The sequence below is a fragment of the Variovorax sp. FG153 genome, from assembly GCF_057809595.1.
On record NZ_JBMDKG010000002.1, the window covers coordinates 293557 to 316481 of the forward strand.

Genomic DNA, 22925 nt, shown 5'->3' on the forward strand with positions numbered 1-22925 from the left:
GATATTGCGCCATTCTCCACACTGAATGGCTTGCCAACAATAGTCGCGTCACCTTTCCCACCCAACCTGGACGCACCCATGACCCTCGCCACGCCCGACCTCGCCAACCCGGCCCCGCGCACCGATGCCGCCTGGCTCGAGGCGCACTGGATGCCCTACACCGCCAACCGCCAGTTCAAGGCCGACCCGCGCCTGATCGTCGAGGCCAAGGGCGCCTACTTCACCGACCACGAAGGCCGCAAGATCTTCGACGGCCTCTCGGGCCTGTGGTGCTCGGGCCTGGGCCACGGCCGCCCCGAGATCACCGAGGCGGTGAGCCGCCAGATCGCGAAGCTCGACTATTCGCCGGCCTTCCAGTTCGGCCATCCGCTGTCCTTCGAGCTCGCCAACCGGCTCAAGGAACTGACGCCCGCGGGCCTCGACTACGTCTTCTTCACCGGCTCGGGCTCCGAGGCCGCCGACACCTCGCTCAAGATGGCGCGCGCCTACTGGCGCGCCAAGGGCCAGGCGAGCAAGACCCGGCTGATCGGGCGCGAGAAGGGCTACCACGGCGTCAACTTCGGCGGCATCTCGGTCGGCGGCATCGGCGCCAACCGCAAGCTGTTCGGCCAGGGCGTCGAGGCCGACCACCTGCCCCACACCCAGCTCGCGGCCAATGCCTTCACGCGCGGCATGCCCGAGAACGGCGCCGAGCTGGCCGACCGCCTGCTCGACCTGATCGCGCTGCACGACGCCTCGAACATCGCGGCCGTCATCGTCGAGCCCTTCGCGGGTTCGGCCGGCGTGGTGATCCCGCCGCAGGGCTACCTCAAGCGCCTGCGCGACATCTGCACCGCCAACAACATCCTGCTGATCTTCGACGAGGTCATCACCGGCTTCGGCCGCTGCGGCACGCTCACCGGCGCCGATGCCTTCGGCGTGGTGCCCGACATCATGAACGCCGCCAAGCAGATCACCAACGGCGCGCAGCCGCTGGGCGCCGTGATCGCCAGCAAGGAGATCTACGACACCTTCATGGCCGCGGGCGGCCCCGACTACATGCTCGAGTTCCCGCACGGCTACACCTACTCGGCCCACCCCGTGGCCTGCGCCGCCGGCATCGCCGCGCTCGACGTGCTGCAGAAGGAAGACATGCCCGCGCGCGTGAAGGCGCTGGCGCCGCATTTCGAGAACGCCGTGCACAGCCTCAAGGGCAGCAAGCACGTCGCCGACATCCGCAACTTCGGCCTCGCGGCCGGCCTCACCATCGCCGCGCTGCCCGGCGAACCGGCGCGCCGTCCCTACGAGATCGCGATGAACTGCTGGAAGAAGGGCTTCTACGTGCGCTACGGCGGCGACACCATCCAACTCGCGCCGCCGTTCGTCTCGGAGAAGGCGGAGATCGATCGCATGATCAATGCGCTGGGCGACGCGCTGGCGGAAACCAACTGATCAGACTCCGCCCGACATGACCTTGATGTTCGAGGTGCGCACGGCATACACACCGCCGAAGCTCCTGAACCAGATCAGGTCGCCGGACCGCGCGATGAACCGGCCATTCATCTCGATCTCGATGCGGGGCGTCAGCAGATCCGACTTGTAGCTGAAGTCTTTCTCGGTCCCGCCCTTGGCCTGGCCGTCCTGCTGCGGCGCTTCCTTCGCGATGAAGGCCGCGAGCGCCGAGAAGCCCTGGGCCGCCTCCGCGCCCAGGCGGGCCTGCATCTCGGGCGTGAGGCGGGCCAGGTCGTCCAGCTGGTAGGACGAAGGCAGCTGGTACATGTAGACGCCCGACCACTGGTCGGCGCCCTGCCCGTACTCCAGCCGCACCGCCGCCGCGGTCAGCAGGCGGTCGTTGTCGGTCTTGCTCACGAACAGGTAGGGCGTGGCCAGCGTGCGGCCCGGCACGCCGGTCGCGGCATCGTCCACGACCTCCAGGCCCTGTTGCGTCGCGGCCGCGAGGAACAGTTCCCGTGGTGCCAGCGTCAGCTTGCCCCGCAGGCGCACGGCGTCCGCCTCGGTGTTGCTGTCGATCATGCTGATGTTGGCCGCCACGCCCAACGGGCCGAGCAGCAGGCCAAGGGCCGCGCCGCCACCACCGAAGTTCTGGGAGTAAACGATGCTCTTGGCCGCATCCAGATGACGCGTCCCATGGCGCTCGTCCTCGACCGCCTTGGAATGGGCCAGCGAGAAAGTCCCCGGCGACTGGCCGGTGACGGGGCGAAGCTTGTATGTCGGCGGCGTTCCGCAGCCGGCAAGACTCGCGACGGCCAGCAACGCGCCCAGCCAGAACGTGCGGCGGCGCACGGCCTTGAAATATGTCATGCCTTCTCCTCGTCTTCGTGTTGTGATGCCTGCCGCTCCCATGCGGCGCGCGGATCATAGACGGATGCCATGACGTGCGGGCCCGCCCGGCCCGCCGCCGCGGGTCAGGCCTTGTCGGCCTTGCCCGCGGCGTTGGCGAGCTTGCTGAGCATGCGGTCCACCAGCCACGGCTGGCGGTTCTCGTCCTCGGCCCGCTCCTTGCGCCGGATCGCGTCGCGCACCACGATCGATCCCACGTAGCGCACCGGCTCGGGCGGAAAGTAACCGAGCGGCCCCTTCGTGATCGGGCTGCGCGTCCAGGCGTTGTCCTGGTCGAGCACCAGCGACGACAGGATCTGCCCGCCCATGTAGGTCGGCCCGACGCCGTTGCCCGAGTAGCCGAAGCCGTAGTAGATGTGCGGCGCCCCATCGAGCCGGCCGAAGAACGGGAAGCCCGTGACCGAGCGGTCGGACGGGCCGTTCCAGCTCGCGGTGATCGGCGTTTCGCTCAGGGCCGGGAAGAAGGAACGCAGCGCCTGCGTGAGCTCGGCCTCGTAGGGCGAGCGCTCGTCGAACACCTTGGCCATGCGCCCGCCCCAGGCGAAGGTGTTGCCGCCCTTGCCCAGCATGAGGCGGCCATCGGCCGTGCTGCGGTAGTAATAGACGAAGGTGCGCGAATCGAGCACCGACACGCCGTCGGTCAGGCCGCTGCGCGCGAGCAGCTCGGGGCAGCGCTCGGTGATCACCATGTCGCTCGACACGATGGCGATGGTGCGCTCGAACTGCGCGAAGCGGCTGGCCATCCAGGCATTCATCGCGAGCACCAGCTTGTTCGCGCGCACGCTGCCGGCCGGCGTGCGCACCACGACCGGATGGCCGGTGGAGAAGTCGAGCATCGGCGTGCGCTCGTGGATGCGGATGCCCATCGCCAGCGCCACGCGCCGCAGCCCGCGCACCAGCTTGCCCGGATGCACGGTGGCCGCGATCGGCGAATACACGCCCGCGAGATTGCGCGCCGAGCCCGAGCGCCGCGCCACTTCCTCGGGCGGCAGGGTGCGGTAGGAATGGATGCCGCGCGCCTCGAGCGCGCGCATCATCGGATCGAGCGTGCCGACCTGGGCCGGCGAGGTGGCGGTGTAGAGCGTGCCGTCCTGGCGCAGCTCGGCGTCGATGCCGTGGACGGCGCAGAAGTCGGCGATGTGCTGCACCGCCGCCTCCGAGGCCTTGACCAGGCGCACCGCCTCGTCCTCGCCGAACAGCCGGCGCAGGGTCAGGAACTTGGCCGACCAGGTGAGCAGGCAGCCGCCGTTGCGCCCGCTCGCGCCGGCGCCGCAGAGGTCGCTCTCGAGGATGACGATGTCGAGCGCGGGCGCCTGCTGCTTGGCCTGGATCGCGGTCCACAGGCCGGTGAAGCCGCCGCCGACGATGCAGAGGTCTGCCTCGCATTCGCCCTGCAGCGCGGGCGCGAGGTCGCCGTCGTTGAACAGAGCCTGTTCGATCCAGAAGGGGCGCATGGCGGCTCCGTGAAGGGGTCAGGGCTTGCGCCGCATCTCGTAGGAAAACTCGGACTCGCGCTCGACGACGAAGCCGAAGCGCGCGTAGAGCGCGCGGGCCGGATTCGCCTTGAGCACGCTGAGCGTGAGGTCCACACCGGCGCGTCCGGCCTCGGCGACGATCTCGGCCAACAACCGGGTGCCGATGCCGCCCCCCTGATAGCCGGGCGCGAGCTGGATCTGGATCAGCACCCACTCGTGCGGATCGCGCGACACCTTGAGCAGGCCGACCGCCTCGCCCTCGTGCAGCAGCAACTCGGCGCATTCGAAGCGGTGCATCAGCCGCGCCATGTGGTGCGCATCGCTGACCTCGGCGCCCGAAGCCACCACGTGGCCGTTCATCGTGCGCTGCCGCAGCGCGAGCAGGAAGGGAACGTCCTCCCGCGTGGCCGGGCGGCGCGCCAGCACGACCGGTGGCGTAGCGCTCATGCCGCGATGGCGGAGGGCTTCAACGCGGCCTCCAGGTGCCGCACGTAATGCGCGAGGTCCGGCGTCTTCGCGTCGGCGCACTTGGCCGTGTCGTCCCAGCGCCGCAGCCGCACCGCGTCCTTCGCGTAGGGCAGCGCCTCGAAGGCACTGGCCTGCGCCGAGTCGAACACGCCGCCCTGCAGCTGCAGGCTGCGCTGCGAATCGGGCGACAGCGCCTCGAGGTAGCCGGGCTCGCGCGCGCACAGGAAGCGCTTGGCATCGACGTGCAGCCGGATCGGTTCCAGCGTGGCCGGGCCGAACAGCGCGCGCAGGAACGGCAGGCAGCGGTACTGGTGCAGGTCGTCGAGCCCCTGCTGCGTCGGCGTGCCGCCGAAGTCGTGCAGCAGGTGACCCAGGTCGTGCAGCAGCGAGGCGGCGATCAGCGCGCTGTCCGCCCCCTCCTGCTCGGCCAGGTGCGCCGATTGCAGCGCATGCTCGAGCTGGGTGACGGGCTCGCCGTCGTACTGGGCATGGCCCTTGGTTTCGAACAGGCCGACGATGTCGGGAAGGCTCAGGCTCATGGTTACCAGGGCAGCGAGTAGGTCTTGGTGTTGGTGAAGCTCTTCATCGCCTCGAGCACGCCTTCCTTGTAGCCAAGGCCCGAGTCCTTGATGCCGCCGAAGGGCGTGAGTTCGAGCCGGTAGCCCGGCACCTCGCGCACGTTGACGCTGCCGACGTTGAGCTCGCGGATGAAGCGCGTGATGTGGTCGAGCCGGTTGGTGCAGATCGACGACGACAGGCCGTAGGCCGTGCCGTTCGAGATGCGGATCGCCTCGTCGATGGTCTTGAAGCGGATCACCGGCGACACGGGCCCGAAGGTTTCGTGCTTCGCCACCGTCATCCCGGGATCGACGCGGTCGAGCACGGTCGGCGAATACAGCGCGCCGCGGCGCTCGTTGCCGTACAGCAGCTTCGCGCCGGCCGCGATGGCCTCGTTGACCACGCCCTCGAACTGCTTCGCGGCGGCCTCGTCGATCACCGTGCCCATGTCGGTGTCGGGATCCATCGGGTCGCCGTACTTCAATGCGCGGGTCTTGGCCACCAGCAGCTCGACGAACTGGTCGGCCACCGATTCGTGCACCAGCATGCGCTTGATCGCGGTGCAGCGCTGGCCCGAGTTCTTGTACGAGCCGCTGGCCGCGAGCGTGGCCGCTTCCTCGATGTCGGCATCGTCCATCACGATGATCGGGTCGTTGCCGCCGAGTTCGAGGATCTGGCGCTTGTAGACCGCCTTGGCCGCGATGTACTTGCCGATCGGCACGCCGCCGGTGAAGGTGACGAGGTCGACGTCGGCATTGGTCAGCAGCTCGTCGGCGATCTCGCGCGGGTCGCCCGTGAGCACCGACAGCATCGGCGGCGGCAGGCCGGCCTCGTAGAGGATGTCGGCCAGCAGGAAGGCCGCCAGCGGCGTCTTCTCGCTGGGCTTGAGCACGATGCGGTTGTTGGTGGCGATGGCCGGCGCCACCTTGTGGATCACCTGGTTGAGCGGGTGGTTGAACGGCGTGATGGCCGTGATCGCGCCCTGCAGCGGCTCGCGCAGCGTGTAGACCTTGCGGCTCTTGCCGTGGTGCGTGAGGTCGCAGGAGAACACCTGGCCGTCGTCGACCAGCGCCTGGTTGGCCGCGAACAGCAGCACGTCGGAGGCGCGGCCCACCTCGTAGAGCGAGTCCTTGCGCGACAGGCCCGATTCGAGCGTGATGGTGCGCGAGATCTCGTCGAGGCGCGAGGCGATGATCTCGCCCGCGCGCATCAGGATCTTGTAGCGCTCGTAGCGCGTGAGCGTGGGCTTGTAGTCGCGCGCGATGCGCAGCGCGTTGCGCACGTCGTCGAGCGTGGCCTTGGGCACGGTGGCGATCACCTCGCCGGTGTAGGGATAGGTGACCTCGATCGTGCGGTCGCGGTAGACGCGCTCGCCGGCGATGCGCAGGGCTTCGCGGTGGATGGTGCCTGGCTTCAGCGTGGCTTGGCTCATGGGTGCTCCGGCGGTCGGTTACTGGGCGTGGTTCAGCGCGATGTCGAGCGCATCGAAGTTGCGCAGGCGGCGGCCGGCGGCGATGCCCGCCACCGGGCGGTTGCAGATCAGCGGCACGCGCTGCTCCGACACGCCGCCGTGCGAGCGCAGCGGCACCTCGAGCGCCGACAGGTCGTGGCGGCTGGCCGCGGTGCCGATCACGGTGTTCTTCTCGCTCACGACCACGATGTCGCCGATGCGGTCGGCGGGTAGTTCGAAGCGCTGCGCCGCTTCCTTGCGCGACAGCACCGACTCCATGCCCGGCACCTGGCGGATGCGCTCGATCCAGCCCGGCACGCTGCCCTCGTCGGGCGCGTAGACCGTGGCGAAGGAGCCGAGCGCGCCGTGGTGCACCACGTAGGGATCGGTGATCGGCAGGATCACGCGCGCGGTGCCGGTGCCGTACCAGCCGTCGAGCACGTCCTGCAGGTAGATGACGTTGGGCGAGCCGTCGGCGCCGTGCTTGTCGTTCATGCCGTGGTCGGCGGTCAGCACGATGGTGGCGCCGAGCGCATCGAGCTGCGCCAGGTAGCGGTCCATCATCGCGTAGAAGGCATTGGCCTGCTCGCTGCCGGGCACTGCCTTGTGCTGCACGTAGTCGGTGGTCGAGAGGTACATCAGGTCGGGACGGCGCGATTCCATGAGCTTCACGCCGGCCGCGAACACGAACTCGGAGAGCTCGGCGCTGTAGACCGAGGGCACCGGCATGCCGACCATGCCGAGCACGTCGTCGATGCCGTTCTCCTCCATCGTCACCTGGTCCGACTTCTCGGACGAGAAGCAGATGCCCTTCATGCGGTGGCCCAGCAGCTTGCGCAGCTTGTCCTTGGCCGTGACCACTGCCACCTTGGCGCCCGCGTCGGCGAAGGCCGCCAGCACGGTGCCGGCGCGCAGGTACCTGGGGTCGTTCATCATCACTTCCTGGCCCAGCTCGCGGTCGAAGAAGTAGTTGCCGCAGATGCCGTGCACCGCGGGCGGCGCGCCGGTCACGATCGACAGGTTGTTCGGGTTGGTGAAGGACGGCACGACGCAGTCGGCCAGCAGGTCGGCGCCCTCCTTTCGCATGCGGCCGATGTACGGCGCCACGCCGGCGGCGATGGCCGCGTCGAGGTAGGCCGGCTCGCAGCCGTCCACGCACACGACCACGATCGGGCGCGCCATCCAGCGATAACTCCTGGCATTGACTTCGAGGGTCTCCGGTGTCATTTCAGACTTCCTTTGGTGGGTTGTTCGTGGTGGCGGCTTCGGCATCGGCGCGGCCGAAGGCCTTGTGCATGCGCGCGCGGCTGCCCGCGACATGCCGGCGCAGCGCGCGGCCCGCGATCTCGGGGTCGCCGCTGGCGATGGCCTCGACGATGTCGCGGTGCTCGTCGGCCGAGACCCGCAGGCCGCCGCCGCTGTCGAGGGCGCGCATGCGAAACAGGTGCAGCTCCTTCACGAGGCGCTTGTAGGTCTCGGTCAGCTTCCTGCTGCCCGCGGTGTCGAGCAGGATCTCGTGGAACTGCAGGTTGAGCTGCGCGTATTGCTCCACGTCCTGCGCCTGGGCCGCCGAGCGCATGGCGTCGAGCATGGCGCGCAGCCGTTCGACGGCATCGGGCTTGATCGCCAGCGCCACGCGGCGGCCGATGATTTCCTCCAGCGCCTCGCGCAGCTCGTAGATCTCGTCCGCTTCCTCGAACGCGATCTCGCGCACGAAGACGCCGCGGTTCTTCTCGTTGCGCACCAGGCCCGCCTCCTCCAGCGCGCGCAGCGCCTCGCGGATCGGGCCGCGGCTGGTGTTGAAGCGCTGCGAGAGCTCGCTCTCGTTGATGCGGCTGCCCACCGGGAGCTCGCCCGTCATGATCAATCGCTCGATCTCCTCCTGCATCAGCATCGGCAGCGAGCTGGACTGGAGGAACGCGAGGGCGGAGGAGGGATTGCTGGTGACCATGGAACGCATTCTCCAGCCTCGGATTGAAAACTGTCAACAATTTTTTATTGACAGTCTTAAGTTGGCAATCTACATTGCTTTCACCGGATCCCGGCCGCCAGGCCCCGGACGCCCGCCACTCACCCTTTCGTGACAGCAAGCCCTCTCAGGAGAAACAGATGACGATGAAACCAAGCTCGCGCCGTCTCGCGGCCGTCCTGTGCGCCGCGGCGCTCGGCCTCGCGACCAGTGGCGCCGCCTGGGCGCAGAAGACCTCGCTCCTGGTCTACACCGCGCTCGAGACCGATGCCATGAAGCTCTACAAGGACGCCTTCGAGAAGGCCAATCCCGATATCGAGGTGAAGTGGGTGCGCGACTCCACCGGCATCGTCACCGCCAAGCTGCTGGCCGAGAAAGCCAATCCGCAGGCCGACGTGGTGGCCGGACTGGCCGCCAGCAGCCTCGCGCTGCTGCAGCAGGAAGGCATGCTGCTGCCCTACGAGCCCAAGGGCTTCAAGGAACTGAACCCCGCCTATTCGGATGCCGCGCGCCCGCCGGCCTGGGTCGGCATGGACGTCTGGGCCGCCACCATCTGCTTCAACCGGGTCGAGGCGCAGAAGCTGGGCCTGCCCAAGCCCGAGAGCTGGAAGGACCTCGCCAAGCCGGTCTACAAGGGCGCCATCTCGATGCCGCATCCGGCCTCCAGCGGCACCGGCTACCTCGACGTCTCCTCGTGGCTGCAGCTGTGGGGCGATGCCGAGGGCTGGAAGTACATGGACGCGCTGCATCAGAACATCGCGCAGTACGTGCACTCGGGCTCCAAGCCCTGCAAGCAGGCCGGCGCGGGCGAGTTCCCGATCGGCATCTCCTTCGAGTTCCGCGCCCACCAGGTCAAGAAGTCGGGCGCCCCGGTCGACCTGATCTTCCCGAAGGAAGGCCTGGGCTGGGACATCGAGGCCACCAGCCTCATGAAGACCAGCACCAAGCTCGAGCAGGCCAAGCGCTTCGCCGACTGGATGGCGAGCAAGGAGGCCAACCAGATCAGCGCACGCTGGTGGGCCGTGGTGGCCTATCCCGGCGTGGTCTCGAAGCTCGAGGGCATTCCCGACAACTACGAGAAGCTGCTCGCGAAGAACGACCTGAACTGGGCCGCCAAGAACCGCGAACGCATCCTGGCCGAGTGGAGCAAGCGCTACGAGGGCAAGGCCGAACCCAAGTAAGAGCTCGCCCCGCCTCTCCCGCCTGCCGTCTTCCTCCAACCCGCGGACACGCGCCCCGCCGCGTCCGCCAACGACGAGTGCGAACAATGGATACGACCGACACCCCGTTCATGGCCGGCCGGCGGCCCGCGAGCGGCGCCGCGGCGCTCGAGGTCATCGGGGTCCGCAAGGACTTCGAGACCTTCAGCGCGCTGCGCGACGTGCACCTGCGCGTCAACCCCGGCGAGATGCTGTGCTTCCTCGGCCCCTCGGGCTGCGGCAAGACCACGCTCTTGCGCATCATCGCGGGGCTGGAGACCCAGACCGCGGGCCAGATCCTGCAGAACGGCAAGGACGTCTCGTGGCTGCCGCCCGACCGGCGCGACTACGGCATCGTGTTCCAGTCCTATGCCCTGTTCCCGAACCTCACGATCGCCGAGAACATCGGCTACGGCCTGGTCAACGGGCGGGCCCGGCGCGCCGAGGTCAAGGCGCGCGTCGACGAGCTGCTCAAGCTGGTCGGCCTGCCGACCTCGGGCGCCAAGTACCCGAGCCAGCTCTCGGGTGGCCAGCAGCAGCGCGTGGCGCTGGCGCGCGCGCTCGCCACCCGTCCCGGCCTGCTGCTGCTCGACGAGCCGCTGTCGGCGCTCGACGCGCTCGAGCGCATCCGCCTGCGCGGCGAGATCCGCCGGCTGCAGAAGCAGGTCGGCATCACCACCATCATGGTCACGCACGACCAGGAGGAGGCGCTGTCGATGGCCGACCGCATCGTGGTGATGAACCACGGCGTGATCGAGCAGGTCGGCACGCCGATGGAGGTCTACGAGCAGCCGGCCACGCCCTTCGTGGCGGACTTCGTCGGCAAGGTCAACGTGCTGCGCTCGGTGGCGCTGGGCAACCACCGCTTTCAAGTGGGCGACATGGAGCTGCAGTGCGATGCCTGCGACGGCGCCTTCGAGCCCGGCGAGGCGGTCAACCTCTACCTGCGGCCCGAGGACCGCGCGGTCGAGCACCTGCGCGAGGACACGGCCAACCGGCTGCGCGCCATGGTCACCAAGGTCGAGTTCCTCGGCGGCCTGTGCATCGCCGAGGTGACGGCCGACGCGCTGCACGGCCAGACGCTCGGGCTGCACTTCTCGCTCAACCAGCTGCACGACCTGGGCATCCGCGAGGGCCACACGGTCGACATCGCGCTGCGCGCCAACCGCATCCGCGCCTTCTCCGCAGCGCGCGCGCCGCAACCATGAGCACGCTGGCCCATCCCCTCGCCGCCAAGCCGGCCATGAGCACGCGGCCCGCCCTGCGCTGGAGCCGCGACGAGACCATCGCGCGCGCCGTGCTGTGCGTCGTGATGGCGATGCTGTTCGTGTTCCTGGTCGCGCCGCTGCTCACCATCCTCGCGCACGCGGTGCAGGACAAGGACGGCCGCTTCGTCGGCCTGGCCCACTTCATCACCTACTTCCAGACGCCGAGCCTGCTGCGCGCCGCCTGGAACTCGGTCTGGGTCGCGGCCGCGGTGGTCGCGATCTCGGTGCCCACGGCCTTCGTGTTCGCCTATGCGCTCACGCGCAGCCGCATGCCGGCACCGCTGAAGGCCGTGTTCCGGCTCATCGCGCTGATCCCGCTGCTCGCGCCCTCGCTGCTGTCGGCGATCTCCTTCGTGCAGTGGTTCGGCAACCAGGGCGCGCTCAAGTTCCTGCTGGGCGGCACCTCGATCTACGGCGCGCCCGGGATCATCCTGGCCGAGGTCTACAACACCTTCCCGCATGCGCTGATGATCCTGGTCACTGCCCTGTCGCTGGCCGACGGCCGGCTCTACGAGGCCGCCACCGCGCTGCGCACGCGGCCGCTGCGGCAGTTCATGACCATCACCCTGCCCTCGTGCAAGTACGGCCTGATCAGCGCGGCCACCGTGGTCTTCACCTACGTGGTCAGCGACTTCGGCGCGCCCAAGGTGATCGGCGGCAACTTCAACGTGCTGTCGGTCGACGTCTTCAAGCAGGTGGTCGGGCAGCACAACTTCTCGATCGGCGCGGTGGTCGGCATGCTGCTGCTGCTGCCGTCGATCGTCTCCTTCGTCATCGACTACGTGGTGCGGCGCAAGCTCAAGGCGCAGCTCACGGCGCGCTCGGTGCCCTACAGCCCGAAGCGCCGGCGCGTGGCCGACACGCTGCTCACGCTGTTCTGCACCGTGGTCTGCGCCTTCCTGCTGGCCACCATCGGCATGGCGGTCTACACCTCGCTGATCGCGCTGTGGCCCTACGACCAGACCTTCACGCTCAAGCACTACCACTTCGTGCTGGTCGAGAGCGACATGGCCGCGGCCTACGGCAACAGCCTGCTGGTGGCCATGGCCACCGCGGTGGCCGGCTCGCTGATCGTGTTCACGGGTTCCTACCTGATCGAGAAGACGCGCGGCCTCGGCCTGATGCGCAAGGGCATGCACCTGATGGCCGTGCTGTCGATGGCGGTGCCGGGCCTGGTGCTGGGCCTGGGCTACGTGATGTTCTTCAACCATCCGGCCAACCCGCTGAACTTCCTCTACCAGACGATGGCGATCCTGATCGTGTCGATGGTGGTGCACTACTACACCTCGAGCCACCTCACGGCCGTCACCGCGCTCAAGCAGATCGACAACGAGTTCGAAGCCGTCTCGGCCTCGCTCAAGGTGCCGTTCTTCAAGACCTTCCTGCGCGTCACGGTGCCGGTGTGCCTGCCGGCCATCCTCGACATCGGGCGCTACTTCTTCGTGGTGTCGATGGCCAGCCTGTCGTGCGCCATCTTCCTCTACACGCCCGAGACCATCCTCGCGTCGGTCGCGATCATGCACATGGACGACGCCGGCGACATCGGCCCGGCCGCCGCGCTGGCCAGCCTGATCGTGGTCACCTCGACGCTAGTGTGCATCGCCTATGCGCTGCTCACGCGCGTGCTGCTCGCGCGCACGCAGGCCTGGCGCAACCTGGGCCGCGGCTGAACGGCCCCCTCTCATTCCCCTTCCCTGCCTGGAGACACCATGAGTCAAGCCCCGCATCCGATCCTGCTCACCCCCGGCCCCCTGACCACGTCCGAGCGCACGCGCCAGGCGATGCTGCGCGACTGGGGTTCGTGGGACGGCGACTTCAACCAGATCACCGCGCGCATCCGCCGCCAGGTGCTGGAGATCGTGCACGGCACGGGCACGCACGAATGCGTTCCGCTGCAGGGCAGCGGCACCTTCTCGGTCGAGGCCGCCATCGGCACCGTGGTGCCGCGCGACGGCCACGTTCTGGTGCCGAGCAACGGCGCCTACTGCCAGCGCCTCGCGAAGATCTGCAAGGTGCTGGGCCGCAAGCTCACCACCATCGACTACACCGAGGAGAAGCAGATCTCGCCCGCCGACGTGGACCGCGCGCTCGCGGCCGACCCCGGCATCACCCATGTCGCGGTGGTGCACTGCGAAACCGGCGCCGGCGTGCTCAACCCGCTGCACGAGATCGCATTGGTCGTTGCGAAGCACGGGCGCGGCCTGATCGTCGATGCCATGAGCTCCTTCGGCGCGCTCGAGATCGACGCGCGCAAGACGCCGTTCGATGCCGTGGTCGCGGCCTCGGGCAAGTGCCTCGAGGGCGTGCCGGGCATGGGCTTCGTGATCGTCAAGCGCAGCACGCTCGAGCAATGCGAAGGCCACAGCCCCTCGCTGAGCCTGGACCTGTACGACCAGTGGGTCTACATGGAGAAGACCACGCAGTGGCGCTTCACGCCGCCCACCCACGTGGTGGCCGCGCTCGACACCGCGATCGCGCAGTACCTGGAGGAAGGCGGCCTGGCCGCGCGCGGCGGCCGCTATGCGCGCAACTGCAAGGCGCTGGTGAGCGGGCTGGCCGCGCTGGGCCTGCGCGCCTTCCTCGACCCGGCCATCCAGGCGCCGATCATCGTCACCTTCCATGCGCCCGACGATCCGCGCTACGACTTCAAGACCTTCCACAACGAGGTCAAGAAGCGCGGCTACATCCTCTACCCCGGCAAGCTCACGCAAGTGGAGACCTTCCGCGTGGGCTGCATGGGGCACTTCGGCGACGCGGGCATTCCGGGCGCGGTCGCCGCCATCGCCGAGACGCTCGAGGCCATGGGCATCCGGCAGGCATCGGCCGCCGTCGCGGCCTGAACGGACAACGCATGGCACCGGCGCATTGCAGCGCCGGTCCTACAACGCGGGGCACGGCACGCTTCCCATAATCGGGCACATGACGGCGCTGCGCAGCGACATCCCCGCCCGCCTCGACCGCCTGCCCTGGTCGCGCTGGCACTGGCGCGTGGTGATCGCCCTCGGCGTGGCCTGGGTGCTCGACGGCCTCGAGGTCACCCTGGTGGGCTCGATCGGCGCCGTGCTCGAGCGGCCCGACACGCTCGGCCTCACGGCCGGCGAGATCGGCCTCTCGGGCTCGATCTACGTGGCCGGCGCCGTGCTCGGCGCGCTGCTGTTCGGCCGGCTCACCGACCGGCTCGGACGCAAGAAGCTGTTCCTGGTCACGCTGGTGGTCTACACGCTGGGCACGCTGGCCACGGCCTTCTCTCCCGACTTCGCCTTCTTCGCGCTGTGCCGCTTCGTCACCGGGCTGGGCATCGGCGGCGAGTACGCGGCCATCAACTCGGCCATCGACGAGCTGATCCCCGCGCGCGTGCGCGGCCGCGTCAACCTCGCGATCAACGGCAGCTTCTGGATCGGCGCCGCGCTCGGCGCCGGGCTGAGCCTGGTGCTGCTCGACGCGCGCGTGATCGGTCCGGTGTGGGGCTGGCGCGCCGGCTTTGGCCTGGGTGCGGTGCTCGCGGTGGCGATCCTGCTGGTGCGCCGCCATGTGCCCGAGAGCCCGCGCTGGCTGATTGCGCACGGCCGCGCCGATGAGGCCGAGCGCATCGTCGGCGCCATCGAGGCCGAAGTCTCGGCGCAGCACGGGCCGCTGTCCGCGCCGCGCAGTTACGTCGACTACACGGCCGCGCGCCGCGAGAGCCCGCCGATGCGGCAGGTGGCGCGCGTGCTGCTGCAGCATTACCGGCAGCGCAGCGTGGTCGCGCTCGCCTTGATGATCGCGCAGGCCTTCTTCTACAACGCGATCTTCTTCACCTATGCGCTGGTGCTGACGCGCTTCTACGCCGTGCCCGAGGCCAGCGTGGCGCTCTACATCTTCCCGTTCGCGCTCGGCAACGTGCTGGGGCCGCTGCTGCTGGGCCCGCTGTTCGACAGCGTGGGCCGGCGCCGCATGATCGCGCTGACCTATGTGCTCGCGGGCGTGGGGCTGGCCCTCACCGGCTGGGCCTTCATGCAGGGCTGGCTCGATGCGCGCAGCCAGGCGTTGTGCTGGTCGGCCGTGTTCTTCCTCGCCTCGGCCGCCGCGAGCTCGGCCTATCTCACGGTCAGCGAGGTGTTCCCGCTCGAGATGCGCGCGATGGCGATCGCGATCTTCTATGCCATCGGCATGGGCGCGGGCGGCTTCGCGGCGCCGCTGCTGTTCGGCCTGTTGATCGAGACCGGCAGCCGCGGCGCGGTGATGGTCGGCTACTGCCTGGCCTCGGTGCTGGTGGTGGTGGCCGGGCTGCTCGCGCTGCGCTATGCGGCCGACGCGGAACGCAAGCCGCTCGAGGAAGTGGCACCGCCGCTGGCCTCCGAGCACGGCGGCGAGCGCTGAGGCCCGGCGCGGCCATCGCCACGCGGTTGCGTCTGCACCGTGGCACGGCACCGGCAAGGCATGTGACTTGCTTCGGCCTCGCGGTCCGCACCGCGAGATGCAGGACTCCTACAAACGTCGACGCCCCCGTCTTCGATTCATTGCTTTCGCGATCCGGACATCGCCAGAGGCGCGTTGCAACCCCGTCGCGATTCGCCTCGATTCTTAAGAAATCTTGGGAGAAAGCAATTGAAAACAAAGCGTTCGACACGCGCGGCGGCAGCCTGCGCGATGCTCCTGGCCTGCGTGCTCGCGAGCGGATGCGGCGGCGGCGATGACACGGCCGTGCGGCCGCTCGCGGTCCCGCCCATCGCACCCGCCGACCCCGCGCCGACGATCTCCGTGACCGCGCCGCCCAACCCGGCGGACCCCACGGCGATCACGCGCTTCACCTCGACCGTGCCGTTCGGGGAAAAAGGCAGCTACCTGTCGTCGGAGCAGATCGTCTACGGCTTCGGCACCACGGCGGTGTCGGATGCCCAGTACAAGGACGTGATCTATACCGTGCCGCTGCGAGGCACGGTGCGCTATCCGATGGCTCAGGCCGGTGCGCCGGGCGCGTCGAAGGTGCAACCCTCCGCCGCCGGCGGCCATCCGGTGGTGGTGTTCCTGCACGGCATGCACGACGCCTCCGACCTCAACAACGCCAAGGGCTACGACTACCTGCAGAAGGGCCTGGCCGAGAACGGCTACGTGGCCTTCTCGATCGACGCGGGCAAGATCAACGGCCTCAACAACATCAACGCATCCGACGCCGGCGCGCTCGCGCGCGGCCAGTTGCTGATGACCACGCTCGACCTGCTGCGCGCCGGCAATGCGACGGGCGTGTTCAACGGCGTCGAACTGCCCGGGCTCAAGGGGAAGCTGGACCTCGACCGCGTGGGCATCGTCGGCCACTCCCGAGGCGCCGAGGCGGTGGCCTACGCGGTCGAGCTGAACCGGCAGCGCATCGGCATCAGCTACCAGAACGTCGAAGCCGCGCGCGAGATCCGCCAGGCGGCCGCGCTCGCCGAGGCCGAGCAGGCGCGGATCCAGAAGCGGGTCGAGGCCGCCTCGGCCACCGTCAGCCAGCTGACCGTGCAGCTCATCATGGCGCAGGCCGCGCTCACGGCGATGCAGGGCCAGTCGCCGCCCGCGGCGCCTGCGGTGATCGAGGCGCTGAAGCAGGACCTGCGGCGATGGAGCGAACAGGTCGCGGCGGCCCAGGCGGTGCTCGACGCGGAGAAGGCCGCGCTGGAAAAGGCCAGCGCCCGTTTCCGGGACGCGAGCTCGATGCCGAAGCTCATCAATGCGGGCAGCAGCGCGTGGCTGGAGCAGGTCTCCTCGCCCGAGGCCCTGCGCGAATCGGGCGTGCTGCTGCCATCGGGCAGCGAGCCGCCGCACCGGATCCGCGCGGTCTTCTCGCTGGCGCCGATCAACGCGCGGCGGCTGTCGAACGTGACCTACGTGCCGTTCGCGACGCTGCTGCCCACCTGCGACGGCGACGTCTACAACATGCCGGGCGCGCAGATCTTCGACGACAGCCGCAACACGGCGGCGGACGAGACCGCGCCCAAATACCAGGTGGTCGTGCGAGGCGCCAACCACAACTTCTACAACGACCACTGGTCCGAGAACGACGATTCCGAGAAGAACGCGCCGCTCTATTGCAAGGCGGGAAAGATCGAGACGCTGCGGCTCGGCGCCGACGACCAGCGGCGCAACGGCGAGTTCCTCATGCAGTCGTTCCTGCGCTACTTCGTGGGCGACGAGTTCCAGTTCGCGCCGTACTGGAAGGGACAGGCGCCCATTCCTTCCGCGGGCTGCCCGGCCGGCGAGCGCCAGTGCGACGAGCGCGTCGTGCTGACGGTGCACCAGCCCGCCACCCAGCGCAAGCTGCTCCAGGACTTCCGCAACGCCGATGCCAGCGCCAGGAATGCGAGCGGACTCGCGACGCGCTACGAGCGCTTCGAGGCGACCGTCCAATGCCAGTTCCTGGCCATCGACGGCCTGCTGGGCGGCCGCAAGGCGGCCTGCACCGATCCGCTGAGCCAGCGCCCGGTCGAGCGCCTGTTCAAGGAAGGCGAGCTGTACCGCCCATCCTCGTACGACGGCAAAACCCTGCTGACCTGGTCGACCACGGATCAGGCCCAGCTGCAATGGGAAGCGGCCGGCCCCGTCATGGCCATCGACACCGGCGATCTTTCAACCCAGGGCTTCGACACGCTGAGCGTGCGCGTCGCCGTGCTGGCCCCGATCGGCCAGGAGGTCGAGATCGCGCTCGTCGACACGCAGGGCCGCAAGGCCGCGCTCAAGGGCAGCGACTTCAGCGATGCGCTCTACGGGATCGCGCGCAAGCCCGACGGCGCGATCCCGCTGGTCGACGCGCCCGAGGACGCGATCTATGCCGACACGGGCACCACCCGGCCGCTGCTGAACATGGTGGCGGTTCCGCTGAAGGCCTTCGCGCTGCATGGCGTGGACCTCGCGCACATCCGGCAGGTCACGCTGCGCTTCCCGAAGGGTTCGGGCAGCGTGGCCGTCACCGACGTGCAGCTGCAGCGGATGGACTGAACGCCACGCCGGCTACAGCGCGCAGGTCCTGAAGCCCAGGAAGCCGTCGTCGCGCCACGGCAGCGCGAAGCCGCGCCGCCGCATCGAGCGCAGCCGCGCGCGCGTGGCGAACGAGGCCCCGCGCAGCACGCGCGCGCGGCCGAAGCCCGCGGCGGGATCGAACTCGCCGCCGCCGCTCCAAGGATCGGCGCGGTAGCCGGGCCAGGGCTGCAGCGTGCCCGCGGTCCATTCGTGCACGTCGCCCCAGCGGAAACCACGCCGCGCCGCGGCATGCGCCGCGATCTCCCACTCGACCTCGGTCGCGATGCGGCGGCCGGCCCAGCGGGCCCAGGCATCGGCCTCCCACCAGCTCAGGTGCACCGCGCTGTGGTGGCCGGCCGCGCGCACGGTGGCGCCGAAGCGCTGCTGCAGCACCGAGCCGCCGGTGGCGCTGCGCGCCGCGCCGATCTGCTCCACGTGGCGCGGCCCGCGCCGGCCCTCGGCCTGCGCGGCCAGCCAGCGCCAGCCCTCGCCGTGCCAGAGCTCCTCGCGGTCGTAGCCGCCGTCGTCGACGAATTCGGTGAACTGGTTCCAGGTGACCGGCTGGGCATCGATCTCGAACTCCGGCACGTCGACGCGGTGTGCGCCGCGCTCCTGCGCGAAGGCGAAGCCGGCCTCGCCGCGGCCCAGCTCCCAGCGCGTGGCAGGCAGCGCCAGCGGCTCGCGCACCACGCTCACGGGCGCCTGCTCGATGCCCAGCGGCAGCCCGAGGGTCTGCGCCATCACCACGAACTGCTCGCCGCGCAGGTCCTCGTGGAACAGCGCGAGGCGGTAGAAGTAGAGGCCCGCATCGGTCTCGGCCGCATGCTCGAGCAGTTCGAGCGTGCTCTCGAGCGTCTCGAGCAGGTAGGCCTTGGTCTGGGCCAGGTCCGGCAGCCCGGGCGCCCAGCGGCGCTCGGGGCCGATCTGCGCGGGGTTCCACCAGTCGTCGGCCCCGGGATCGATGGCCGCGAGCCGCGTCGGTCGCACCGGACAGTCGGCGCCGAAGGCACGCTGCGTGTTGCGCCCGATCCACCATTCGGCGAACCAGCCGATGTGGCCGGCCAGCCAGACCGGCGGCTGCATGCCCTCCTCGCGCTGCAGTTCGGGCGGCACCGGCAGCGCGGCCGAGCCCAGCGCCTGCTCGTAGAGCGACAGCAGGTGCAGCGTGTGGTTGCGCGCATCGATCAGCGCCAGCGACAGCAGTTCGCGGCCGGCGCGGAGCATGTCGGGGGAGTCGATGCTGGCGGGCATGGAAACCGCCGGGTCGGACGCGGGGCGCGGTGTCTGGGCCATGGCCCATTATGGCCACCGCCCCCGGGGTAGCCCCTGAAGGTAATCCCCGGGGTAGTTCATTAGAATTCAGCCCGCTTCCCCGCACCCGACCCGCCGGCGCACAACGTCGGTGCGTCGGGTGCATTCGTATCGGGGCGGCTTCCACTACAAAAATGGAGATGTGATGCAAGGCTTGCTCAAGCTGTCCCGGGCCATCGACTGGCTCAACGCCCAAGTGGGCAAATACGCCATCTGGCTCATCCTGGCCGCCACCGTGATCAGCGCCGTCAACGCGCTCGTGCGGAAGGTCTTCAACACCAGCTCGAACGCGTTCCTCGAGGTCCAGTGGTATCTGTTCGCGTGGTCGTTCCTGATCGCCGCGGGCTTCACCCTGCTGCACCGCGAGCATGTGCGCATCGACGTGGTCAACAGCCGCCTGTCCAAGCGCAAGCAGGTCTGGATCGACATCATCGGCTTCGCCTTCTTCCTCACGCCGCTGTGCCTGGCGGTGCTCTACCTCTCGACCCCGGTGGTGATCCAGATGTACCAGTCGGGCGAGGTGTCCGGCAATTCCGGCGGCCTGATCCGCTGGCCGGTGTGGGCGGCGCTGCCGGTGGGCTTCGTGCTGCTGCTGCTGCAGGGCTGGTCCGAACTGATCAAGCGCATCGCGTTCCTGCGCGGCCAGGGACCCGATCCCATGGGCCGCCTGACCGACAAGACGGCCGAGGCCGAACTCATCGAAGCCCTGCGCCTGCAGGCCGAGGCGGATGCCGCCAAGGCCGGCACCTCGGCCAAGCCGCAGCACTGAGCGCACCAGACACACACCATGGAATTCATCGTCGCCAACTTCGCCCCGATCATGTTCGCGGGGCTGATCTGCTTCCTCCTGCTGGGCTTTCCCGTGGCCTTCAGCCTCGGCGCCTGCGGTCTGTTCTTCGGCCTGATCGGCATCGAACTGGGCGTGTTCCAGTCCTCGGTGATGGCCTGGCTGCCCCAGCGGCTCATCGGCATCATGGCCAACGACACGCTTCTGGCGGTCCCCTTCTTCACGCTCATGGGGCTGATCCTCGAGCGAAGCGGCATGGCCGAGGACCTGCTCGACACCGTCGGCCAGGTGTTCGGCCCGATGCGCGGCGGCCTGGCGCTGGCCGTGATCTTCGTCGGCGCGCTGCTGGCGGCCACCACCGGCGTGGTGGCGGCCTCGGTCATCTCGATGGGCCTGATCTCGCTGCCGATCATGCTGCGCTACGGCTACGACCGGCGGCTCACCAGCGGCGTCATCGCAGCCTCCGGCACGCTGGCCCAGATCATCCCGCCCTCGCTGGTGCTGATCATCATGGCCGACCAGCTCGGCAAGAGCGTCGGCGACATGTACAAGGGCGCCTTCCTGCCCGGCTTCATGCTGATGGGCCTGTACGTGCTGTACGTGGTCTTCCTCGCGATCTTCAAGCCCGCGCAGGTGCCCGCGCTGCCGCCCGAGGCACGCACCTTCCGCGAACCCAACGGCAGCGGCGGCTATGTCTCGCTGGTGGCGCTCACGGCCCTCTCGGCCGTGGTGGCCGTGGTGCTGGCGCGCAACATGGCGGCCGTGCACACCTGGTTCCAGGGCGAGGAAGTGACCTCGGTCGCGACCGACGAGAAGGTCGTGGTCGCCATGTGCGGCGGCGTGTTCGTCGCGCTGGTGATCGCGCTGGTCAACAAGGGCCTGAAGCTCAACCTGCTGTCGCGGCTGGCCGAGCGCGTCACCTTCGTGCTGATCCCGCCGCTGCTGCTGATCTTCCTGGTGCTGGGCACCATCTTCCTGGGCGTGGCCACGCCGACCGAAGGCGGCGCGATGGGCGCGGTGGGCGCGCTGGTCATGGCCTGGCTGCGCGGGCGCATGAACATGACCCTGCTCAAGCAGGGCCTGGCCTCGACCACCAAGCTCTCGAGCTTCGTGATGTTCATCCTGATCGGCGCCACGGTCTTCAGCCTGGTGTTCCAGGCCGCCGACGGCCCGATCTGGGTCGAGCACCTGCTGTCGGCGCTGCCCGGCGGCCCGGTGGGCTTCCTGATCGCGGTGAACGTGCTGGTGTTCTTCCTGGCCTTCTTCCTCGACTACTTCGAGCTCTCGTTCATCGTGGTGCCGCTGCTGGCGCCGGTGGCCCACAAGCTGGGCATCGACCTGATCTGGTTCGGCGTGCTGCTGGCGGTGAACATGCAGACCTCGTTCATGCACCCGCCCTTCGGCTTCGCGCTGTTCTTCCTGCGTTCGGTCGCGCCCGAGAAGCAGTACGTGGACCGCGTGACGCAGAAGGTCATGGAGCCCGTGACCACGATGCAGATCTACAAGGGCGCGATCCCCTTCGTGCTGATCCAGCTGACGATGGTGGGCATCCTGATCGCCTTCCCGCAGTTGGTGACCGGCAGCCTCGACAAGGAGGTCAACGTCAACCTCGAGGACATCGGCGCGCAGATGCGCGACAGCCTGAAGTCGGAAGACGGCGCCCCGTCCTCCGAGCCCTACGGCAACGACCAGCCGGCCTCGCCCGACGCGACGCCGGGCAGCACGCCCGATGCCGGCGCGCCGCAGGGCACGGAAACGCCGACGCCCCCGGCCGAGCCGGCCGAGAGCGATCCGCTCAAGGCGATGGAGGACGCGCTCAAGCAGGGCGACAAGAAGCCCTGACGCGCGGGCGGCGCCCTCCGGGGCGCCCCCCAGGAAAAAGGCCGGCCACTCTCGCGAGCGGCCGGCCTTTTTCGTGGCCCGGTCCGGGAAGGGCTGGCGCCCTCCCGGCCGTGGAACTCAGATCTTGACCGAGTTCATGTACTGGTTGAACGGGTACTCCGAGAAGCGGTTCCACAGGATCTGGTCGCGCTGGAAGGCGCGCATGTCCTGGTGGATCTTCTTGAACTCGGGCGACTTCGCCTCGTGCTCGGCGAAGGTGTCCATCGAGGCCTTGAAGCCGGCATCCATCACGGCCTTCGGGAACGCCTTGAGCTGGGTCTTGGCGGCCACCAGCTTCTTCAGGGCGACCGGGTTGTAGGCGTCGTACTTGGCGATCATGTCGCGCGCCGCCACCTTGGTGGCCGCATCGAGGATGGCCTTGTTCTCGTCCGACAGCTTGGCGTAGGCCTTGTTGTTGATGAAGAACTCGAGGTCAGCGCCGCCTTCCCACCAGCCGGGGTAGTAGTAGTAGGGAGCGACCTTGTTGAAGCCCAGCTTCTCGTCGTCGTGCGGGCCGACGAATTCGGCCGCGTCCAGCGTGCCCTTCTCGAGCGCCTGGTACACGTCGCCGGCGGGCATGTTCTGCGACACCACGCCCAGCTTGGCCATCGCCTCGCCGAACACGCCGCCGCCCATGCGCATCTTCAGGCCCTTGAGGTCCTCGACGGTCTTGATTTCCTTGCGGTACCAGCCGCCCATCTGCGTGCCGGTGTTGCCGGCGCTGGCGGTGCGGAAGTTGTAGTTGGCGAAGAAGGCGTCGAGCAGCTTGCGGCCGTTGCCGTACTCTTTCCACGAATCGGTCTGGCGGGCCGTCAGGCCGAAGGGCACCGCGCAGCTGAAGGCGAAGATCGGATCCTTGCCGGTGAAGTAGTAGGCTGCGGACTGGGCCATCTCCAGAGTGTCGCCCTGCAGCGCATCGACCACGCCGAACGCGGGCATCAGTTCGCCCGCGGGGTGCGCGGAGATCTCGAACTTGCCGCCCGACAGGGCCTTGACCGTCTTCGAAAGCATTTCGGCACTGCCGAAGATGGTGTCGAGCGAGCGGGGGAAGCTCGACGCCAGGCGCCAGCGCACCGCGGCCTGCGCATGAACGGCAGGCGCGATGCCGGCAGCCAGAACGCCGGCGATGCCGGCGTTTTTGATGAGGGAACGACGATCCATTGATTTCACTCCGAGTGCTTCAAGAAAAACGAAACGCGGCTTGTGACCGCGTTGGGGACTTTTGTAAGTCTAGAACGTGCTCATGG

At 68.9% G+C, this 22925-nt stretch carries 18 protein-coding genes; 9 read left to right on the forward strand and 9 right to left on the reverse strand.

The window, feature by feature from the left end; genetic code table 11:
• Nucleotides 1-78: 78 nt before the first annotated feature.
• Nucleotides 79-1431 (forward strand): omega-aminotransferase AptA, encoded by a 1353-nt coding sequence (aptA, locus tag ACODT0_RS04590; protein WP_057589567.1) that lies wholly within the window; start codon nucleotides 79-81, stop codon nucleotides 1429-1431.
• Here the strand turns inward: aptA and ACODT0_RS04595 are convergent, their stop codons facing one another.
• The 7 genes from ACODT0_RS04595 to ACODT0_RS04625 form a co-directional block, all read right to left on the reverse strand.
• Complete coding sequence (locus ACODT0_RS04595; RefSeq protein WP_489040719.1) at nucleotides 1432-2301, reverse strand: hypothetical protein; 870 nt, start codon at nucleotides 2299-2301, stop codon at nucleotides 1432-1434.
• Between the two features lie 104 nt (nucleotides 2302-2405).
• Nucleotides 2406-3794, reverse strand: coding sequence for an FAD-dependent oxidoreductase (locus tag ACODT0_RS04600; RefSeq protein ID WP_489040720.1), 1389 nt, complete (start codon nucleotides 3792-3794; stop codon nucleotides 2406-2408).
• An 18-nt stretch (nucleotides 3795-3812) separates the two neighbouring features.
• A complete protein-coding gene (locus ACODT0_RS04605) occupies nucleotides 3813-4262 on the reverse strand; it encodes a GNAT family N-acetyltransferase (RefSeq protein ID WP_057589564.1) in 450 nt (149 codons plus the stop codon).
• Nucleotides 4259-4822 (reverse strand): phosphonate degradation HD-domain oxygenase, encoded by a 564-nt coding sequence (locus tag ACODT0_RS04610; RefSeq protein ID WP_057589563.1) that lies wholly within the window; start codon nucleotides 4820-4822, stop codon nucleotides 4259-4261. Before ACODT0_RS04610 ends, ACODT0_RS04605 begins: the two co-directional genes overlap by 4 nt.
• Before the next feature lie 2 nt (nucleotides 4823-4824).
• Complete coding sequence (gene phnY, locus ACODT0_RS04615; protein ID WP_057589562.1) at nucleotides 4825-6273, reverse strand: phosphonoacetaldehyde dehydrogenase; 1449 nt, start codon at nucleotides 6271-6273, stop codon at nucleotides 4825-4827.
• Nucleotides 6274-6291: 18 nt separating this feature from the next.
• On the reverse strand, nucleotides 6292-7518 hold the full coding sequence (gene phnA / locus ACODT0_RS04620) for a phosphonoacetate hydrolase (RefSeq protein ID WP_489040721.1): 1227 nt from the start codon (nucleotides 7516-7518) through the stop codon (nucleotides 6292-6294).
• Nucleotide 7519: 1 nt separating this feature from the next.
• Complete coding sequence (locus ACODT0_RS04625) at nucleotides 7520-8242, reverse strand: phosphonate utilization associated transcriptional regulator (RefSeq protein ID WP_489040781.1); 723 nt, start codon at nucleotides 8240-8242, stop codon at nucleotides 7520-7522.
• Nucleotides 8243-8400: 158 nt separating this feature from the next.
• Between ACODT0_RS04625 and ACODT0_RS04630 the strand changes: the two genes are divergently transcribed.
• The 6 genes from ACODT0_RS04630 to ACODT0_RS04655 all read left to right on the forward strand — a co-directional run bounded on the left by ACODT0_RS04630 (nucleotide 8401) and on the right by ACODT0_RS04655 (nucleotide 17678).
• A complete protein-coding gene (locus ACODT0_RS04630) occupies nucleotides 8401-9441 on the forward strand; it encodes a putative 2-aminoethylphosphonate ABC transporter substrate-binding protein (RefSeq protein ID WP_057589559.1) in 1041 nt (346 codons plus the stop codon).
• 86 nt (nucleotides 9442-9527) lie between these two features.
• A complete protein-coding gene (locus tag ACODT0_RS04635; RefSeq protein ID WP_413764151.1) occupies nucleotides 9528-10667 on the forward strand; it encodes a putative 2-aminoethylphosphonate ABC transporter ATP-binding protein in 1140 nt (379 codons plus the stop codon).
• A complete protein-coding gene (locus ACODT0_RS04640) occupies nucleotides 10664-12397 on the forward strand; it encodes a putative 2-aminoethylphosphonate ABC transporter permease subunit (protein ID WP_489040722.1) in 1734 nt (577 codons plus the stop codon). The genes ACODT0_RS04635 and ACODT0_RS04640 overlap by 4 nt, the downstream gene beginning before the upstream one ends.
• A gap of 39 nt (nucleotides 12398-12436) precedes the next feature.
• The gene (locus tag ACODT0_RS04645; RefSeq protein WP_489040723.1) at nucleotides 12437-13567 is read left to right on the forward strand and encodes a 2-aminoethylphosphonate--pyruvate transaminase; all 1131 of its coding nucleotides are present in this window, start codon (nucleotides 12437-12439) and stop codon (nucleotides 13565-13567) included.
• A 79-nt stretch (nucleotides 13568-13646) separates the two neighbouring features.
• Complete coding sequence (locus tag ACODT0_RS04650) at nucleotides 13647-15086, forward strand: MFS transporter (protein ID WP_261207894.1); 1440 nt, start codon at nucleotides 13647-13649, stop codon at nucleotides 15084-15086.
• 270 nt (nucleotides 15087-15356) lie between these two features.
• Entirely contained in the window at nucleotides 15357-17678 is a 2322-nt protein-coding gene (locus ACODT0_RS04655; RefSeq protein WP_261207896.1) for an alpha/beta hydrolase, read from the forward strand.
• Nucleotides 17679-17690: 12 nt separating this feature from the next.
• On the opposite strand, the gene ACODT0_RS04660 is transcribed toward ACODT0_RS04655, so the two are convergent.
• On the reverse strand, nucleotides 17691-18950 hold the full coding sequence (locus ACODT0_RS04660; RefSeq protein ID WP_261207920.1) for an SUMF1/EgtB/PvdO family nonheme iron enzyme: 1260 nt from the start codon (nucleotides 18948-18950) through the stop codon (nucleotides 17691-17693).
• A gap of 205 nt (nucleotides 18951-19155) precedes the next feature.
• On the opposite strand from ACODT0_RS04660, the gene ACODT0_RS04665 reads away from it, so the two are divergent.
• On the forward strand, nucleotides 19156-19779 hold the full coding sequence (locus ACODT0_RS04665; RefSeq protein WP_057589552.1) for a TRAP transporter small permease subunit: 624 nt from the start codon (nucleotides 19156-19158) through the stop codon (nucleotides 19777-19779).
• Between the two features lie 18 nt (nucleotides 19780-19797).
• Nucleotides 19798-21639: a TRAP transporter large permease gene (locus tag ACODT0_RS04670; RefSeq protein ID WP_489040724.1), complete on the forward strand. Its 1842-nt coding sequence runs from the start codon at nucleotides 19798-19800 to the stop codon at nucleotides 21637-21639.
• A gap of 117 nt (nucleotides 21640-21756) precedes the next feature.
• Here the strand turns inward: ACODT0_RS04670 and ACODT0_RS04675 are convergent, their stop codons facing one another.
• Nucleotides 21757-22839, reverse strand: a complete 1083-nt coding sequence (locus ACODT0_RS04675) for a TRAP transporter substrate-binding protein (RefSeq protein WP_057589550.1) — start codon at nucleotides 22837-22839, stop codon at nucleotides 21757-21759.
• Between the last annotated feature and the right edge of the window lie 86 nt (nucleotides 22840-22925).

Excerpts from the sequence above, each read along its gene's own strand:
- aptA (WP_057589567.1), top strand. The coding sequence starts at position 79 with ATGACCCTCGCCACGCCCGACCTCGCCAACCCGGCCCCGCGCACCGAT.
- ACODT0_RS04595 (WP_489040719.1), bottom strand. The coding sequence starts at position 2,301 with ATGACATATTTCAAGGCCGTGCGCCGCCGCACGTTCTGGCTGGGCGCG.
- ACODT0_RS04600 (WP_489040720.1), bottom strand. The coding sequence starts at position 3,794 with ATGCGCCCCTTCTGGATCGAACAGGCTCTGTTCAACGACGGCGACCTC.
- ACODT0_RS04605 (WP_057589564.1), bottom strand. The coding sequence starts at position 4,262 with ATGAGCGCTACGCCACCGGTCGTGCTGGCGCGCCGCCCGGCCACGCGG.
- ACODT0_RS04610 (WP_057589563.1), bottom strand. The coding sequence starts at position 4,822 with ATGAGCCTGAGCCTTCCCGACATCGTCGGCCTGTTCGAAACCAAGGGC.
- phnY (WP_057589562.1), bottom strand. The coding sequence starts at position 6,273 with ATGAGCCAAGCCACGCTGAAGCCAGGCACCATCCACCGCGAAGCCCTG.
- phnA (WP_489040721.1), bottom strand. The coding sequence starts at position 7,518 with ATGACACCGGAGACCCTCGAAGTCAATGCCAGGAGTTATCGCTGGATG.
- ACODT0_RS04625 (WP_489040781.1), bottom strand. The coding sequence starts at position 8,242 with ATGGTCACCAGCAATCCCTCCTCCGCCCTCGCGTTCCTCCAGTCCAGC.
- ACODT0_RS04630 (WP_057589559.1), top strand. The coding sequence starts at position 8,401 with ATGACGATGAAACCAAGCTCGCGCCGTCTCGCGGCCGTCCTGTGCGCC.
- ACODT0_RS04635 (WP_413764151.1), top strand. The coding sequence starts at position 9,528 with ATGGATACGACCGACACCCCGTTCATGGCCGGCCGGCGGCCCGCGAGC.
- ACODT0_RS04640 (WP_489040722.1), top strand. The coding sequence starts at position 10,664 with ATGAGCACGCTGGCCCATCCCCTCGCCGCCAAGCCGGCCATGAGCACG.
- ACODT0_RS04645 (WP_489040723.1), top strand. The coding sequence starts at position 12,437 with ATGAGTCAAGCCCCGCATCCGATCCTGCTCACCCCCGGCCCCCTGACC.
- ACODT0_RS04650 (WP_261207894.1), top strand. The coding sequence starts at position 13,647 with ATGACGGCGCTGCGCAGCGACATCCCCGCCCGCCTCGACCGCCTGCCC.
- ACODT0_RS04655 (WP_261207896.1), top strand. The coding sequence starts at position 15,357 with ATGCTCCTGGCCTGCGTGCTCGCGAGCGGATGCGGCGGCGGCGATGAC.
- ACODT0_RS04660 (WP_261207920.1), bottom strand. The coding sequence starts at position 18,950 with ATGCCCGCCAGCATCGACTCCCCCGACATGCTCCGCGCCGGCCGCGAA.
- ACODT0_RS04665 (WP_057589552.1), top strand. The coding sequence starts at position 19,156 with ATGCAAGGCTTGCTCAAGCTGTCCCGGGCCATCGACTGGCTCAACGCC.
- ACODT0_RS04670 (WP_489040724.1), top strand. The coding sequence starts at position 19,798 with ATGGAATTCATCGTCGCCAACTTCGCCCCGATCATGTTCGCGGGGCTG.
- ACODT0_RS04675 (WP_057589550.1), bottom strand. The coding sequence starts at position 22,839 with ATGGATCGTCGTTCCCTCATCAAAAACGCCGGCATCGCCGGCGTTCTG.